Annotated in this window: 16 protein-coding genes and 1 pseudogene; 16 read left to right on the forward strand and 1 reads right to left on the reverse strand. The window is 44.5% G+C overall.

Annotation, left to right across the window (positions count from 1 at the left end):
* The first annotated feature begins 18 nt into the window (after positions 1-18).
* The 10 genes from AC0YN6_RS10670 (at position 19) to melA (ending at position 10,556) form a co-directional block, all read left to right on the forward strand.
* The gene (locus AC0YN6_RS10670) at positions 19-978 is read left to right on the forward strand and encodes a D-alanyl-D-alanine carboxypeptidase family protein (protein WP_475746761.1); all 960 of its coding nucleotides are present in this window, start codon (positions 19-21) and stop codon (positions 976-978) included.
* A gap of 385 nt (positions 979-1,363) precedes the next feature.
* Positions 1,364-1,789 carry a MarR family winged helix-turn-helix transcriptional regulator gene (locus tag AC0YN6_RS10675; RefSeq protein WP_475746865.1) on the forward strand — a complete coding sequence of 142 codons (426 nt, stop codon included), beginning with the start codon at positions 1,364-1,366 and terminating at the stop codon, positions 1,787-1,789.
* 145 nt (positions 1,790-1,934) lie between these two features.
* A complete protein-coding gene (locus tag AC0YN6_RS10680; RefSeq protein WP_475746762.1) occupies positions 1,935-2,972 on the forward strand; it encodes a BMP family lipoprotein in 1,038 nt (345 codons plus the stop codon).
* Positions 2,973-3,089: 117 nt separating this feature from the next.
* Positions 3,090-4,589 (forward strand): ABC transporter ATP-binding protein, encoded by a 1,500-nt coding sequence (locus AC0YN6_RS10685; RefSeq protein WP_475746763.1) that lies wholly within the window; start codon positions 3,090-3,092, stop codon positions 4,587-4,589.
* Positions 4,582-5,631, forward strand: coding sequence for an ABC transporter permease (locus AC0YN6_RS10690; protein ID WP_475746764.1), 1,050 nt, complete (start codon positions 4,582-4,584; stop codon positions 5,629-5,631). The genes AC0YN6_RS10685 and AC0YN6_RS10690 overlap by 8 nt, the downstream gene beginning before the upstream one ends.
* 1 nt (position 5,632) lies before the next feature.
* The gene (locus AC0YN6_RS10695) at positions 5,633-6,556 is read left to right on the forward strand and encodes an ABC transporter permease (protein ID WP_475746765.1); all 924 of its coding nucleotides are present in this window, start codon (positions 5,633-5,635) and stop codon (positions 6,554-6,556) included.
* Positions 6,557-6,577: 21 nt separating this feature from the next.
* Complete coding sequence (locus AC0YN6_RS10700; protein WP_475746766.1) at positions 6,578-7,252, forward strand: sulfite oxidase-like oxidoreductase; 675 nt, start codon at positions 6,578-6,580, stop codon at positions 7,250-7,252.
* 4 nt (positions 7,253-7,256) lie between these two features.
* Positions 7,257-7,979 (forward strand): nucleoside phosphorylase, encoded by a 723-nt coding sequence (locus AC0YN6_RS10705; protein WP_475746767.1) that lies wholly within the window; start codon positions 7,257-7,259, stop codon positions 7,977-7,979.
* Between the two features lie 35 nt (positions 7,980-8,014).
* Complete coding sequence (locus tag AC0YN6_RS10710; RefSeq protein ID WP_475746768.1) at positions 8,015-8,929, forward strand: AraC family transcriptional regulator; 915 nt, start codon at positions 8,015-8,017, stop codon at positions 8,927-8,929.
* Positions 8,930-9,059: 130 nt separating this feature from the next.
* Complete coding sequence (gene melA, locus AC0YN6_RS10715) at positions 9,060-10,556, forward strand: alpha-galactosidase (protein ID WP_475746769.1); 1,497 nt, start codon at positions 9,060-9,062, stop codon at positions 10,554-10,556.
* Here the strand turns inward: melA and AC0YN6_RS10720 are convergent.
* Entirely contained in the window at positions 10,553-11,167 is a 615-nt protein-coding gene (locus tag AC0YN6_RS10720) for a 3'-5' exonuclease (RefSeq protein ID WP_475746770.1), read from the reverse strand. The two genes, melA and AC0YN6_RS10720, sit on opposite strands and share 4 nt — an antisense overlap.
* 340 nt (positions 11,168-11,507) lie before the next feature.
* Between AC0YN6_RS10720 and AC0YN6_RS10725 the strand changes: the two genes are divergently transcribed.
* The 6 genes and pseudogenes from AC0YN6_RS10725 to AC0YN6_RS10750 all read left to right on the forward strand — a co-directional run bounded on the left by AC0YN6_RS10725 (position 11,508) and on the right by AC0YN6_RS10750 (position 16,778).
* Positions 11,508-12,767: an MFS transporter gene (locus AC0YN6_RS10725; RefSeq protein ID WP_475746771.1), complete on the forward strand. Its 1,260-nt coding sequence runs from the start codon at positions 11,508-11,510 to the stop codon at positions 12,765-12,767.
* A 273-nt stretch (positions 12,768-13,040) separates the two neighbouring features.
* Positions 13,041-13,613, forward strand: a complete 573-nt coding sequence (locus tag AC0YN6_RS10730) for a GNAT family N-acetyltransferase (protein WP_475746772.1) — start codon at positions 13,041-13,043, stop codon at positions 13,611-13,613.
* Between the two features lie 18 nt (positions 13,614-13,631).
* Positions 13,632-14,117, forward strand: a complete 486-nt coding sequence (locus AC0YN6_RS10735; RefSeq protein WP_475746773.1) for a GNAT family N-acetyltransferase — start codon at positions 13,632-13,634, stop codon at positions 14,115-14,117.
* Positions 14,118-14,132: 15 nt separating this feature from the next.
* Positions 14,133-14,222: pseudogene (locus AC0YN6_RS10740) on the forward strand (class I tRNA ligase family protein); the annotation flags it as partial.
* Between the two features lie 585 nt (positions 14,223-14,807).
* Entirely contained in the window at positions 14,808-15,701 is an 894-nt protein-coding gene (locus AC0YN6_RS10745) for a phosphotransferase (protein ID WP_475746774.1), read from the forward strand.
* 63 nt (positions 15,702-15,764) lie between these two features.
* Positions 15,765-16,778 carry a S66 family peptidase gene (locus tag AC0YN6_RS10750; protein ID WP_475746866.1) on the forward strand — a complete coding sequence of 338 codons (1,014 nt, stop codon included), beginning with the start codon at positions 15,765-15,767 and terminating at the stop codon, positions 16,776-16,778.
* Positions 16,779-16,933 lie beyond the last annotated feature (155 nt).

The raw sequence follows: 16,933 nt of genomic DNA on the forward strand, positions 1-16,933 counted from the left end.
GAGAGGGGAACGTTTAATATGCAGCAAGGGACATTTAATACAAAGTTTGGGACAGCGTTGAAATTATTGCTTGTGGCAATTGGTGTTATAGCTTGTGTTGCTTATTTGATTTCATCTAAAGGGTCTTCAGTCGAATCGAAGCTGCAATTAGATTCAAGCTCAGCTATTTTAATAGACTTGAACACAGGTGAAATACTTTACGAGAAGAACGCTAATGAGGCGCTTCCGCCTGCAAGCATGTCCAAGCTGATGACAGAGCTTATTATTCTGGACATGACAAGCGAAGGGGAAATTAATTGGAAAGATAGAGTCACTGCGAGCTCATATGCTGTTGAAGTGCCTGGCTCTCAGATCGGTTTTGAAGCGGGAGAGACTTATACAGTTAAAGAGCTTTTTGATGCGATGGCTATCCATTCTGCGAATGATGCAGCGGTTGCGCTTGCTGAACATGTAAGCGGCAGTGAGGCAGCATTTGTACAATTAATGAACAAACGGGCAGTAAAGCTGGGCTTATCCAACGAAACCGTATTTGCTAATGCAACGGGGCTTAGCAAGGAAGATCTGCTGCCGTTCGCTGCAGCATCAGCGTCAGGCGATACTGTGATGACGGCGAAGGATACCGCGTCGCTGGCATCTTATCTTCTAAAGAAATATCCTGAAATCTTGGAGGTATCTAGTCGCAGCAGCGTGACGTTGGCAAGCAATTCACAGAGATTGAAATCGACAAACCTGATGCTAAGCGGCATGCCTTATGCGTTCCTCGGCAACGATGGCTTGAAAACCGGCTATACCGTACAGGCAGGTTATTGCTTTACGGGTACGGCGAAGCAAGATGGACGACGTCTAGTTTCTGTCGTAATGGGAGCCAAGACGCCTGAGCAACGATTCACGGAAACGAGTATGCTGTTTCAATATGGCTTCGAGCTGAATGGCTTAGAAAGCGTTATGGGTCATATTCAAAGCAAACTAGGTATATAAGCAGGATGAACGGCGGGGGGCTTTTGCTTTTAAAATTTTCAAGGTTCAACTAAGCGGAGCAGGTCGAATGATTCTGGAGAAGCGCCAGCGGTCGCCTTTGTTCGCGGATTCCTTCCTCGGCCAATTCATTTCAGGAATCCGCGAACAACAGCGATCGGAAGATCATTCGATTGCGTAGTGAATTTAGGAATAGAAAGGGGCTATCCCATCGTCATCTTTGATGACTTTTGGGACAGCTCCTTCTTGTTTGATGCGTTTATATATTTTAGTGAAGATTGTTAGTTAAACGCGGATAGGAGCGGTATAATATGAATAGAAGACTATAAGAATTAGTAGATAGGCTGGTGATTGCATGGAAGCTATAAGTGCGGAAAGACAGGAATTAATGAGGCGGTTGGACGAATCTTTTCGTCAAGTAAGGAGACAAATTAATACCGAATGGCACACTCATAATGTGCATGGATTAGGGATAACCCATGGGAGAATGCTAATTATTTTAGGGAAAACGGGAGCACAGAAGGCATCTGCATTGGCTGAACAGCTTCATATTACTAGCGGGGGCGTCACGGGCATTGCAGATCGATTGATAGAGCTTGGCTATGTGAAACGTGAGCGAAGCGAGAAAGATCGGCGTGTAGTGATGCTGGCATTAACGGACGAAGGAATGAAAATTATAGATTTTATTGAGTCGACACGATTTAAGCTGATGCATAAGCTGTTCGAGGGGCTGTCCATTTCGGATATGGAGCAGGGTGTTCAGCTATTTGAGCATATGAGTAGAAATATGGAATCGGATGTTACAAATTCGTGACTATTCTCACATTTCATTATTAATGTGGCTTAATTTAGTGTAGAATAAACTAGAAATTTGTCGATTATAATTGGATTGACAAATTCCGATAAAAAAACTAGGATTAAAAGGAATTAATACATTCAAATGTTTAGGGGAGATTACGATGAAAAAAGCATTTGCTTTAGCGGTATCGTTGTTTCTAATGGTTGCGCTTGTCGCAGCTTGCGGATCAAACAAAAATGATGCAGGAAACGCAGCCAATAACGGTGCAGGCGACAAAGCGGAAAAGAAAAAAATCGCTCTTGTATTGCCCGAAAAAATCGGTGTTAACAAGTTTTTTGTATTGATGGATGAAGGCTTCAAGAAAGCCGGTACGGAATTCGGCGCTGAAGTGAAAACAATTGAGTCTACTGACCCAGCAGGCTTTGAGCAAAATCTTCGTGCAACGGTAGCAGAAGATTATGACTTGATTATTACTGCAACATTCCAAGCAGAGGATGCGCTTAAGAAAGTTGCTGCTGAAAATCCGGACAAGTCATTCGCTGTTATCGATACAGTGGTTGATCTTCCAAACGTTCGCAGCGTAAACTTCCGTGAGCATGAAGCTGCTTACTTGATGGGTGCACTTGCAGGTCTTTCAACTAAAACAAATGTTGTGGGTGCAGTTGTAGCAATGGATGCTCCACTACTAAGCAAATATACAGTAGGCTTTGAACAAGGCTTGAAAAGCACGAACCCAGATGCAGAATTCCTTATCAACTATGTAGGCAGCTTCGCGGATCCGGTTAAAGGTAAAGAGCTTGCCTTGCTTCAACAATCTAAAGGCGCTGACTTTATCGCAGGTATGGCAGCTGTTGGTGACAATGGCGTGTTTGAAGCAGCGAAGGAAAAAGGCTTCTTCACTTCCGGTCAAGATACTGACCGTACAGAAGAGGATCCAGAGCATATCGTACTTTCTCAATTGAAAGGCACGGACGCAGTAGCTTATGAAACAGTTAAATCGTTTGTTGAAGGCAACTTCGCATTCGGCGTTGCAGATTATGGCTTGAAAGAAGACGGCGTAGGCTTAACATTCGTAACAAAAGACAGCACATCGCCGCTTAGCCCGTTTATAGGTCAAGAAAATGTGGATAAAGTTAAAGCTATCGCTGAAGACATTAAATCTGGTAAAATTGTTGTAACTAATCCGTTAGCTCAATAGAATGTCGTGCCGGCTGCTACTATGCAGCCGGTTTGCTTGTTGCATGAAAGCTTCCTCAGCAATCGAGGAAGCAGTTTTTTTTGTTTATATCGGCATTGAAAAGGGAGGAGCTTTTGTATGTTGCTGCAAATGGACAGCATTACGAAGTCATATGGGAGCGTAACCGCGAATAGTAATGTTCAGTTTTCGCTGCAAAAAGGCGAAATTCATGCCTTAGTTGGTGAGAATGGTGCTGGAAAAACGACGTTAATGCGTATTTTATACGGGATGGAAAGTCCGACAAGCGGTGAAATTCGAATCGAAGGAAAGCCGGTTTCGTTTGCGAATCCTGCGGAAGCGATTAAACATAAAATTGGAATGGTTCACCAGCATTTCATGTTATTCCCTACGTTTACGATCGCTGAAAATATAGTCATTGGGCGCGAGCCTTCCAAAATGGTAGGCTTCGATCGGAAGGCTGCTGCTTTGGAGGTTGAACGACTAGGCAAGCTATACGGGATGCCAGTAGATCCTTGGAAGAAGGTTGCTGATTGCTCTCTAGGCATGCAGCAGCGAGTGGAAATATTAAAGGTGCTCTATCAGGGTGCAGAAGTTATTATTTTGGATGAACCAACAGGCGTATTAACGCCGCTCGAAGTGAAAGAGCTGTTAATTGCTATTAAAGGATTAGCTGCACAAGGCAAAAGTTTTATTTTAATTAGTCATAAACTGCAGGAGATTATGGAAGTCGCTGACCGCGTTACCGTGCTTCGAGATGGCAAGGTTACGGGGACAGTCGATGTGAAAGACACAAATGCTGAACATTTGTCGCGGCTTATGGTTGGCCGGGATTTAGTACATATATCGCGCAATGAGGCAAACACAGGCAAGCCTGTGCTTGAGGTGGATAATGTTTCAATCCCTGGTGTCAAGACAAAACCGCTGCTCAGCGACGTTTCCCTTTATGTGAATGAAGGAGAAATTGTGGGGATTGCAGGTATTTCGGGCAATGGACAGTCGGAGCTTCTGCAAACGATATCAGGTCTTATGAAGCCGAATGAAGGTACAATTAAGCTGCTTGGTCAAGATGTTACAGGTTCGTCTGTTGGTGTTATTCGTGATCGCGGACTTGCTCATATTCCAGAGGACCGTTACCAATGGGGAGTTGCAAAGGATGCAACCGTAACCGAGAACGGCTTGATGGGGCATACGGATAAACATCAGAAATACGGTGTTTTGAATGGGACGAGTATTCGTCAGATGGTTGGCGAATGGGTTAAACGCTTCGAAATCAAAACGGGCTCCTTGTCTACAAAAGCTCAGTTTTTATCAGGCGGAAACCTTCAGAAGCTAATTGTTGCGCGGGAGCTTGCACAGAGGACGCCGTTTCTAATTGCAGCTGAGCCAACGCGCGGTGTTGATGTCGGTGCGATGGAAATTATTCATGGCGAGCTTCTGAAGAAGCGGGATGAGGGCGGAGCGATATTGCTCGTTTCCTCTGAGCTGACTGAAATTTTGAAGCTTTCGGATCGTATTTTGGTCATGTACGAAGGTAAGATTGTCGGCGAGTTGGATGCTGACACGGCTACTGAGGAGCAAATTAGTTTGTTAATGGCGGGAGGAAAAGCGGTTGGATAAGCTGGTACAATTCGGACGTTCGTTGTTGCAGCCGCTTTTGGCTGTCATCATCGGACTAGCAGCTGGAGCAATAGCCATCGTAATCGTCGGAGGCTCCGTTACGGAGACTTACGCGGAAATGTGGAAGGGCGCTTTCGGCAACTTTTATTTTTTTACAAACACATTAAGTAGAGCTACACCTATTATTCTTATAGGGCTCGGTGTTGCCCTTGCCTTTCGTGCTGGTTTTTTCAACATGGGCTCGGAAGGGCAAATGGTACTCGGTGCGCTCAGCGCAGCGGTAACGGCAATTTATTTGCCAGGGCCGGGTTGGTTTAAGCTTGTTGCAGCTATTATTGCTGGAATTATTTCCGGGGGAATATGGTCGGCTTTCGCAGGCTGGCTCGATGCTAGATTCCGAATGAATCTACTCATCACGACATTATTACTCAATTATATAGCTACACTCTTTGCTGGTTATATCGTATCGTATCCACTCAAGGATCGTACAGGTTCTGCTGCAATGGCGCAAACCGTTATGATTGATCAAAGCGTTTGGCTGCCGAAGCTATTTAAAGGAATGAGCCTTCATGGCGGCTTTATTATTGCTGTTGTTGGGGCGATATTGCTGTTCCTGTTCATGAGATATACGGTAAAGGGATATGAAATTAGAATGCTCGGCGGCAATCCGCTGTTTGCAAGCTACGGCGGCGTTCAACGTGGAAAAATGATGCTGCTTAGTATGTTCGTGAGCGGCGGCTTTGCTGGTCTAGCAGGCTCTGTTGAGGTGCTTGGCACGCAATATCGCTACTTGGACGGAGCGTTAACCTCACCAGGATATGCTTGGTCTGGAATCATGGCTACATTGCTCGCCGGATCACACCCGTTAGGTACCGCATTTGCAGCAATTTTGCTTGCTGCGCTGCAGACAGGCGGAATGGGCATGGAGCGTAATACAGATGTGCCGCTGGAGGTTTCAAGTATCATTCAAGCGGTGCTCATCTTGTTCGTATCTGCTAAATTCACATATTCGTTCATTAAACGCAAGAAGGCGGGGTCATAGTATGGATTTTTTATTAGATGTCTCGCTGTATTCATCAACGCTCCGTATGGTCACGCCAATTCTGCTTGCGGCGCTCGGCGGTGCATTATGCGCGCGAGTAGGCTTGTTCAACGTTGGTCTTGAAGGCTTAGTGTTGATAGGCGCTTTCTCAGCGATCGTGGGCAACCACTTCACAGGAAATGTATTCGCTGCAGTACTGTTCGCGGTTTTATGTTCGCTTTTATTTTCGATATTGTTTGGTTTCATGAGTATTCAGCTGAAAGCGAATGTTATCGTTGTCGGGATTGCGCTGAACTTTCTCGCGCTTGGACTAACGACCTTCTCGCTGCGTGCGATCTTTAATGTAAAAGGTGCATATTACAACAAAGACATGATTGGGCTGCCGAAATGGGATATCCCAGTAATAAAGGATATACCATGGATAGGTGAAGTTATATCTGGTCATTCACCGCTCGTTTATTTATCTATCATTCTTGTGATTGTGCTGCAGCTGTTTTTGTTTAAGACAGTTACAGGATTCCGCTTGCTTGCAGCGGGGGAGAACCCAACAGCAGCGAGAAGCCTTGGCATCAAAGTGACTCGTATTCAATATGGCGCAGTACTGATGTGCGGTGTCCTCTGCGGACTAGCTGGAGCACAGCTGTCGCTTGGAAATGTGACGATGTTTACAGAGGGAATGACGTCTGGAAGAGGGTTCATCGCCCTCGTTGCTACGATGCTTGGCCAATCGAACCCTGTTGGTGTCTTAGGTTCAAGTATGTTGTTCGGATTTATGGATGCTCTCAGCATCAGACTTCAAGGCTTTGCTTTACCGACTCATTTTACAATGATGCTGCCGTATATCGTCACGATTGCCGCTATGTTGTTCTTTAAAGATAAAGGTTATATGCAGGAAGCGCGCAAGTCGAATGAGAGCTCCCGCTAGAGTAAATATGGAGGTAACAAAATGCATAAAAAAGCTGAACGTCTAAAAAAAGTGTCAGGGATCAAGCAGACAGTGCTTGCCCCTGAGCTTGCCCACCGTATTCCGCCAGGCCAAACGATGACGGAACGGTTTCCGATTTTGCATGAGGGCGATGTGCCTGTCTATGATATAAACAGCTGGTCGCTTCGGGTATTCGGTGAGGTGGAGGAGGAGCGTACGTTCAGCTTCGAGGAGCTGCTTGCCTTGCCCCAAACGAAAACCTTATGCGACATCCACTGTGTGACACGCTGGTCAAAGCTGGATACGGAATGGGAGGGCATAAAGTTCAAGGACCTTCTGCCTCTGCTCGGTGTTAAGTCAGATGCGAAATATGTAATGATTCATGCGGACGAGGACTATGATACGAATTTGCCGCTTGAGGATTTGATGCATGATAATGTATTGCTTGCCCATCGCTTTGACGGTGAACCTTTGACGGATAAGCATGGCTGGCCCATGCGTCTGGTCGTTCCTCATTTGTATTTTTGGAAGAGCGCGAAGTGGATTACAGGTATTGAATTTATGAAAGAAGACCGTGAAGGATTCTGGGAGCGTAACGGCTTCCATAACTATGCGGATCCATTTAAAGAGCAACGGTTCAGCAGCGAAGAAAACTCGATGCCTGAGGATGAATGGTTGAAGAAGGAGTTTGATTAAACAGATGCTACCTATACTACAAGTTAATCCAGAAGATTTGCCGGCTTACGCTATCGTATGCGGTGATCCGCGTCGTGCGGAAATGATTTCACAGAAGCTGACCGATGTAAAAGAGCTTGCGTTCGCGCGCGAGTATCGCACATTCGTAGGTGAATATGCAGGCGTGAAGCTTGCAGTAGTAAGCCATGGCGTTGGCTCGCCAGGAGCGGCTGTATGCTTTGAGGAGCTTATCCGCGGTGGAGTGAAGACACTTATTCGCGTGGGCACGGCGGGTTCCTATTCAGCGGATCATCCTGCTGGAAGCCTAGTCGTGAGCACAGCGGCAGTTCGTGCGGAAGGTCTTACACATCAGCTAGTACCAGCTGGTTTCCCAGCTGTTGCAGACAGCGCGGTTACAGAAGCGTTGTACGCTTCTGCGCTTGAGAGCGAAGGTATCGTAAATAAAGGGATTACAGTAACGCTTGATGTCTTTTTCTCAGGTGTTGTAGAAATTCCTCATCGACAATATAAGCAAGCGGGCGTCATTGCTGTGGAGATGGAGATTGCGGCATTGTTCGTCATCGCATCACTTCGCGGAGCGCGGGCAGGAGCGATATTGGCGCTAGACGGATACGCAGATTCTGATTTGGCGGGCGAGTACGATCCGCATACTGATGTTGTAGCGAAAGCAGTTGAGCGCGAGATCGAAACGGCGCTGCGTGCAGTAGCTAAGCTTGCATCCGCGTAACGATAATTTTTGCTAAGCAAGGGGGGAAGCTTCACGTGAGTGGAACGCTGTTTAAAAGAGAGTGGCTGAACGGAGATTTCTATCCGCATGTGTTTGCTTATTATTTTAAGCAGTGGTCCGATTACGCGATGGCTTTCCATTCGCATGATGCCATTGAAATTATGTATGTTATATCTGGAGCCTGCGGCATTGAGGTTGAAGCAACTGAAACAGATGAAGCCTTTGAAATGACGCTGAAGAAGGGTGACTTTATCATTCTGGATGCGAATATCCCACATCGGCTTACCGTTGACGAACGCGGGCCTTGTCGTATGCTTAATGTTGAATTTGATTTTCGGGAGCGCCAAGCGGCGGTTCCTTCTTTACGGCAGCTTGCTTTTGAGGATGAATTTGTGGCCAGATTGATCACAGAGCCGTCCTCTTATTTGTTTTTGCGTGATCCAAGTGAAGTCTATCAGGTGCTCAAAAGCCTCGTGCTTGAGCTAGACAGCCGTTGCAAGAGCATCAATATGAAGGCGGAGCTGTTGTTTGCACAGCTGATCCTAGCGATAGCTAGACTGCATGAGGAGTCAGGCACAAAAGGTGCTGATCCCATTGAACGTTATGTTAAGCAAGCGATCGAATATATGCATCATAACTATGATAGAGAAATTCAGGTGAAGGATATTGCAGCGGCTGTCAACCTGCATCCAGGTTATCTGCATCGTGTATTCCGTGCTCAGCTTGACCAAACGTTAACAAGCTACTTAACGGAGCTAAGGATGGAAAAGGCGAAAATGCTGCTCCGCGAGACGGATATCGCAATCGCCGATATTTGTGATTATGTGGGAGTTGGGAGCAGGCAATACTTTCATGCGATGTTCAAAAAATATACGAATCAGACACCAATTGCTTATCGGCATTCGGTCGATACACAGATTTTGGACTATCGCTGGCAAAATAATGAATGATAAAAGTGACGATTTCTGACACTAGGAAACATAGTTGGTCACAATATTGATAACGCTTTCGCATGATCGTTGTTAACATATAGAGAAGATTAAACAACTCTATGAAGACGATAATTGGAGGCTGATTGGCATGTCTGCTTTTAAAATAACATTTATAGGTGCGGGATCGATCGGATTTACTCGCGGATTGCTGCGTGACTTGCTTGCTGTACGTGAATTTCAGAACATTGAAATCGCGTTTACGGATATTAATGCTCATAATCTTGAAATGGTAACAGCTCTTTGTCAGCGTGATATCTATGAGAACGGCTTGTCGATTACGATTCAATCCACAACCGATCGACGTGAGGCTTTAAAGGATGCGAAGTACGTAATTTGTACAATTCGTGTTGGGGGTCTTGAGGCATTTGCAACCGATGTGGATATCCCGCTCAAATATGGCGTTGACCAGTGTGTTGGAGATACACTGAGCGCTGGGGGGATTATGTACGGTCAACGAGGCATCGCTGAAATGTTAAATATTTGCCGTGACATCCGCGAGGTGTCGGCACAGGATGTTATGCTGCTTAATTATGCGAATCCAATGGCGATGATGACCTGGGCATGCAATAAATATGGCGGTGTACAGACGATTGGTTTGTGTCATGGCGTGCAGGGCGGACACTCTCAAATTGCTGAGGCGTTTGGACTTAAGACGGAGGAAGTTGATATTATTTGTGCGGGTATCAACCATCAAACTTGGTATATCCAAATCAAGCATAACGGCGAAGACTTAACCGGCAAGCTGCTGGAAGCGTTCGAGAAACATCCAGATTTCAGCCGCACGGAGAAGGTGCGTATCGATATGCTGCGCCGATTCGGTTATTACAGCACAGAATCAAATGGTCATTTGAGCGAATATGTGCCTTGGTACCGCAAGCGCCCAGAGGAGATTAATGATTGGATCGATATGAGCTCATGGATAAACGGTGAAACCGGCGGCTATCTGCGTGTTTGCACAGAAGGACGCAATTGGTTCGAGACTGATTTTCCTAACTGGATGAAGGACGCTGCGAATGAGTTTAAGACCGAGCTGCGCAGCCACGAGCATGGATCTTACATCATCGAGGGATTGGAAACAGGACGAGTTTATCGAGGCTATTTTAACGTGGAAAATAAAGGGGTCATTGCCAACCTGCCTAATGATGCGATTATTGAAGCACCGGGCTATGTGGATCGCAATGGCATCTCAATGCCAACTGTCGGCGAGCTGCCGCTGGGTGCCGCAGCGGTATGTAATGTAAGCATCTCCGTACAGCGTCTTGCTGTTGAGGCGGCTATACACGGTGATATTAACTTGCTAAAGCAGGCGTTTATGATGGACCCGCTTGTTGGAGCTGTATGCAATCCGAATGAAATTTGGCAAATGGTTGATGAGATGCTTGTGGCGCAGGAGCAGTGGCTGCCGCAGTACACTGATGCAATTGCCGCAGCCAAGAAGCGCCAAACGGAAGGCCCGCTGCTTTCTACACGTGATTACAAGGGAGCAGCACGTTTGAAAGTGAAGACAGTGGAGGAGATGCAGCAGGACCGAGAAGCTGCGAACAAAAATGCAGGTGAATCGGATAAAGGGAAAGAACGGGTTTAGCGCGGAGCGTATTTCAGCTCCATCGCTTCTAGCTTTGTCCCAGGGGGAGTCCAAGCAGGCGGTCCGAATTTCTTGAGATAGCCTAACGTGTTCAAGTAACCTTCAACCGACTGCTCATCGTCCATCTTGCGGAAAATTTCCCAGCAAGCTATGACGTCATTAAGCGCTCGATGACCGCCAATTAAAGGAATGCCGTAGCGATCCGACATGTCCTTCAGTGTATGCGGATAGACATGCCTTGCTCGGCTAATCGTCAGCGTATCAATAAAGCTGTTCGAAAAGGATCTGCCGGCGATCCGAAGCAAGGAATGGTGCAGGAAACCAAGGTCGAATGCAGCGTTGTGAGCGATCAGGATGTTGTCGCCAAGCATCCGATTTAAAATACGGAATGCAGTGTCCTCATCCATGCCGTAAGCTGTCATCTCATCGGTGATGCCGGTCAGTTCTGTTATTTTGGCAGACAACTTGCCATCGTAACGAACGAGCGTGCTGAATTCACTCGCTATTTCACCGTTAACGCAGCGGATTGCAGCCATCTCGATGACACGATCCTTCTTCGGATCCAGTCCGCTCGTTTCAAAATCAATTATAGTATAGGTATGAGCATTCATAGTTGATTCACCACTTTTTCTAATAATAAAATAGATTCTCTATCCCATATCATTCGATAAAAACGAGTGATTCCCTTTAATTTCGTTTAGGTAATGATAGGTTATGGCAGTTTGCACACAGGCAAGCTGCTCTTTTGTTTGTTTACAAGTCATGTATACTACCATAATCAGGCGAACTAAGGACAAAAACAAAGGATAGATTTCCTACACCGCTGTTTATGAGAGGATAGCGGCTATTTTGAAGGCAAGACCACTTTCTTGCATCAAGGGAACGGTTTGGCTTGTGATAGAATAAATAGAAAATCGTTATTCAGATGATGAACAACGGGGGATGCAACCTATGCGGACGGGGTCGAAATTTTGGGGGAAAATGAATTGGTTGAAAGGTACGCCGCTTCCGCCTGAGAGCAGGCTTAGCAAGGAAGCGATTACAGCACTAATCATTCATTGCTGCTTTCAATTTGGTGCGTCGATGTCAGGCTTGTTCCTAAATCTATACTTATGGCGGCTGACACAAGATTTAACGGTGAACGGAATTTATAATATTATCGTTTTTTTAGTGACTCCTCCTGCTTTCGCTCTGGGAGGCTGGATCGCTAAGCGTCGTGATCGTATGGTAACCTATCGGCTAGGAATCGTTATGATTGCTATTTTTTATTTGATGGTTGTCATCGCACAAGAGCATGTCGCTCAATATTACATATGGTTTGCCATTTTCAATGGGGTAGCCGCGGGATTGTACTGGACGGGCTACTTAGTCATTCAATATGATGTCTCAACAGAAGCAAACCGCATACGGTTTCTTGCTATCAACATGATTGCATTTAATGCGTCTGGGCTTGCCGGCCCCGCGCTTGCTGGATTTATTATTCAGCGTAACGAAGGACTTGAAGGTTATATTTTCATTTTTACGCTGGCATTTATTATGTTCCTCATTGCTGCCATTGTGAGCTTCCGAATTCCAATGATTAAGTCGCATCATAAGGCTTATTATTTGAAGTTCATGGGAATCGTGATGAACAAGAACCGCCGCTGGCTTAAGGCATTATATAGTTTCTTCGTGCTTGGTCTGTTTCAAGGGATTATGCTCTTTCTTCCCAATATTATGTTGTATCAGACGGTTGGCCGTGAGGATTGGGTAGGCTACTTAGGAGTCTTCTTCTCATCTCTGACTGTTGCCACTGGTTATGTCATTTCGAGGAAAGCGCAGAAAGAACAAGTTCGCAAATATGTACTGCTTTCTACGACAGGCGTTGCCATCGGTTCCTCGCTGCTGCTCATTCAAGTTGAGTTTTGGTCGGTTGCCTTGTTTATGATTTTGTTCTCGATATGTAATCCGCTAGCTGTTAATACGTTGACTTCCTACTACTATCGCTTAATCGGCACGCTGCCGCTCAAAGGTCAGCTGCGAGTTGAATCCGTTGTCATGCGGGAGTTGTTCCTTAACACGGGTAGAGTGCTCTCTATTTGCTTGCTCATTATACTTGCCAAGGATTTACAATCCATATGGATGCCGGTCGTGCTGTTTGCTATGGCAGTGCTGCAATATATTTCGGTATGGTTAATTAAGGAGAAGCAAAGCATAGAGGAAACACAATAAATAGCGCATTATAATTGACTAGGAATGTAAGCCTCGACCTAAGTATGTAATTAATGTTGGAACGGAACCATATTCACGTTTATGTGGCTGCTTGCTTGTTGAGGCGGCCTTTTTTTAATTACAGTGATATGACATGAGAAGTATTTATTCACATATAGTAAGGGTCTGTTTTACGTGCACTGTATTGTTTGATTATAAATATAAAATACTGCCTATTCTGTATCGCATTTATGTATAATAGCGCTTAAATACTATTTGTTCTTGGAGGATAACATGCGAGAAATAGATTATAGTCAATATTTTTGGCAGGATGAGGAGATTAGATTGCGAGCCATTCAGGCAGAAGATTGGGAAGGTCATTACATCAATCGATTCGATACCCCAGCGCGGCGTCTGTTAGAATGTACGGTTGAATTGCCGCCAACGATTGGTGAAGCGACAAATTTCGTAGAAACGTATGTTGGTTTTTCTACTGATAATCGACGAATTATGTTTACGATTGAAAATAGGAACGCTGAAAATGTTGGCGGCGTTAATCTGAACAGCATCGATGAGAAAAACGGTACGTTCAGTATTGGTATACAGATTGATAGAGACCACCGTGGCAAAGGGTATGGAACAAGAGCTATGACCATCCTATTAAAGTATGCTTTTTTTGAACGGCGCCTTAACAAATTCAATGACTATGTGCTTGAAGGAAACGAAGGTTCTGCCCAAATGATGAAAAAACTTGGCTGTGTGCAAGAAGGTGTACGACGAAAAGTAATATACACAGACGGGCAGTATAAAGATTTGATTTTATTTGGACTAACGAAGGATGAATTTGTGGAACAGCAGAAGCTTTAAGGAGGAGGAGCGAAAAATATGAATATTCGGCTCTTTGAAAACAAGGATCAACAAGAAGTAATCCGTATATTTATGGAGCATCCGCTGCAATTCCCAGATTTCGTTATTGAACGATATACTACTCGGTGGGAGGGATTTGTGAAAACTCCAGCGGGTAAAAGTCAATACTATGTTACCTTTAACGATTCTGATCAGATTATGGGTCACGCAGGATACCTATTCAATGAAGAAGTAGGCTTATATGAAATAGTAGGCGTAGTCGTGAAAAAGGAATTTCAACGTGAAGGTGTAGGAAAGGCTATAATCTCTACAATTTGCAGCAAAATTAACGAGTTGAATGAGAATAAAATCATACTTTATACGTTAGGACATTCAGAAAATAAAGATTCGCTAACTTTCTATCAACGGATAGGCTTTGAAGTAAGCAACAATGAAAAGGATTTTTTTATGAGCGGCTTTGATCGAGTGACATTTACGAAAGTATTGGGAAATGGTGATTGTTGAAGGTGTGATGCTGGAAGGGAAAAGTTTTCGACGAGTAATAATTGGGCGGTTTGGGTTCCAGACATAATGAACCAATATGAGCCTGACTCTATCCGTTACTTTCTAATCGCATGATTATTTTTAACGTTGTGGCTGATTTGGTTGGCAAATTGGCTGATGGCGGGAAGAGTTTGTTGTACAAAAATAGTAACGATGAATCATTGCAGTTAGTTTTTACGAAATTAGAAGATATTGATATTGAAGGCATTAGCAGTGTGAAAAGACAACTATTTAGGGATCAGCTAGAAAATAAAACGGAAATATTGAGAGGCTGATAGAATCAGTAAAATTCACCTGCTACATTGCACTTCCTGCAATGGAACTCGGATTAGAAGATGGCGAGTGCAGCTACGTTGTAGTTAATGCAATAGAAAACCCCTTTTTCAGCTAATATGATCTATTTTCGAGAGATTCAATTGCATTTTTACAATGTAGCTCCGCTGCCCGAGTGCCATGTTAGGTTTCTATTGTAGTTTCTGCAGCGTAGGAGAGGAGTAGAGTTTTCTAATATCCATTAAATCCAACATTTCAGACTTAGTAGGAATATGGAGGGACTACATCTGCCTAGAGTTGACTATTAAACGTTTTTTACCTTTAAACGATACAGCAGCGAAGCTAAAATGAATATATCACTGTTAAGGAGCTGCTGTATTGCCTAATAAAAACGATCTTATTTCTCCATTATTATCTATGGTCAATGAATGGGGTTTAACGAATATTACACCTCATGTGCTTAGTGAGGGTGGGAATCTAATTATTCACTTGGCTCCTTACCCTATTGTGGCACGAATAGCGATTGTCCTCTCCGAAGCAGATGAAGAGTTTGCACGCAAAATACTTGATCGAGAACTTCGGGTAGCACGTTATCTCCATTCCAAAGATGTCCCCGTGCTGCTGCCAACTAACCTTGTTGATGCAGGACCTCATAACGCGGCAGGTACATGGCTGACGCTGTGGACTTATGTTCCTCCTACAGCATTACAACCTCTACACCCAAGCGAAGCTGTTACGCTGATAAACAAACTTTCCATAGCAATGAAGGAATTCAAAGATGAGCTTCCTATATTAGGGGTATGGGAGCGCACTCGTCAGTCAGCACATAGATTAAGACAAAACCCAGATGAGCGAATAAAAGCTTTATTGCAGATGTTTCAGAAATTGGATGAGCAGATGCGGGAGGAACCAGACTTGTTACAACCAAGTCATGGAGATGCCCATGCAGGAAATTTGATACCGAGTCCAGAGGGCTGGCTCTGGATGGATTTTGAGGATGTATCCTTAATGCCCGCCTACTGGGATTTCGCCTCTTATGTCGCTAATCTTGTATTGTTCAGTGGAACAGATGAGCCCGTCTTCCAATACATGTTGAATCAATCTGATCTGATTTCTGATCAAAAAGCATTTGGATTTGCAGTTGCTGCACGCATACTGATGTCTACCTTAGGCAATCTAGATTTTGCTCTCAGAGGTCATGGTGATTTGGAGTTTGCTACGAGACAATTGGAAAAGGCTGAAATTACTTTGCGGCAGATCAAATGGACTTGATCATTCTGTAGTTGGATGTATGTTATTCTGATGCTTGTGAATTACTAGTTCAGGGGGGCTATGATGATTAAGTATCCGAGGTTTGAAGAAGGAGCCGCAATAGGCGTAACAGCACCATCGTATGGTGTATCTGCTCATATGCATGATGCGTTTAAGCTGGCATGCAATCGTATGGAGATGAAAGGATATTCGATCATTTGTGGGGAGACGGTTTGGTCGCAAAATAAAGCCAAATCATCGTCTGCCAAAAAACGAGCGAATGAGTTTAATGAAATGATGAACAGTGATCACATCGATATCATCATTCCTCCATGGGGAGGCGAGCTGTTGATTGAGATGCTTGAGTATATCGATTTCAACCACTTAAATGATAAATGGATAATGGGCTATTCAGATATAAGTGTGTTGTTATTAGCGATTACGTTAAAGACAGGGATAGCGACTGCGCATGGTGCTAATTTATTTGATTTAAGAGGCGAATATTCGGATGAGACGACTGCCATGTGGCAAACCGTATTGTCTACCAAGGCGGGAGAATCAGTTGTTCAGTATTCGTCTAATAATTATCAAAAAGAATGGCAGCACGATAACCCTACACCCTATGTGTTTCATTTGAACGACCCTACCTATTGGAAATCTACCTCTAAACAACAGGTGAAAGCCAAAGGACGTTTACTTGGAGGCTGCATTGACGTGATCAGACATTTAGTTGGCACACCGTATGGTGATGTGGCTGCTTTTCGGAAGCAATTTATCGATGGGGAGCCTATATTGTGGCACCTCGAAAATTGTGAGCTATCAACAGTAGATGTACGCAGATCATTGGTCCAAATGAAGCTAGCTGGATGGTTCGAACAAAGCCCTTGCATCTTATTTGGACGAAGCCCTGCGAATCAGCCTGTGAATGGTTATACCATTGAAGATGTGTATAATGAGCTCTCTGAGGAGCTTGGAATTCCGATTGTTTATGACATCGATTGCGGGCATGTGCCGCCACAAATTACTTTCATAAATGGTGCCTATGCAGAAGTGGAAGTTGATGAAGGGAAAGGTATAGTAAGGCAGCACTTTATTTAGCTGAGACTGAGGTAGATGATGTTGATTTATGTAAAAAGATGACTCTGAACGGCTAGGGGTTATCTAGATAAAACGGAATGCTTTTGCCGATGAATCTATTGTAAAATGGTTCTTAGATAAGGATGCATCGGTATTTACTACATAGTTATACCCGT

The sequence above is a fragment of the Paenibacillus sp. J22P15 genome (genome assembly GCF_056269345.1).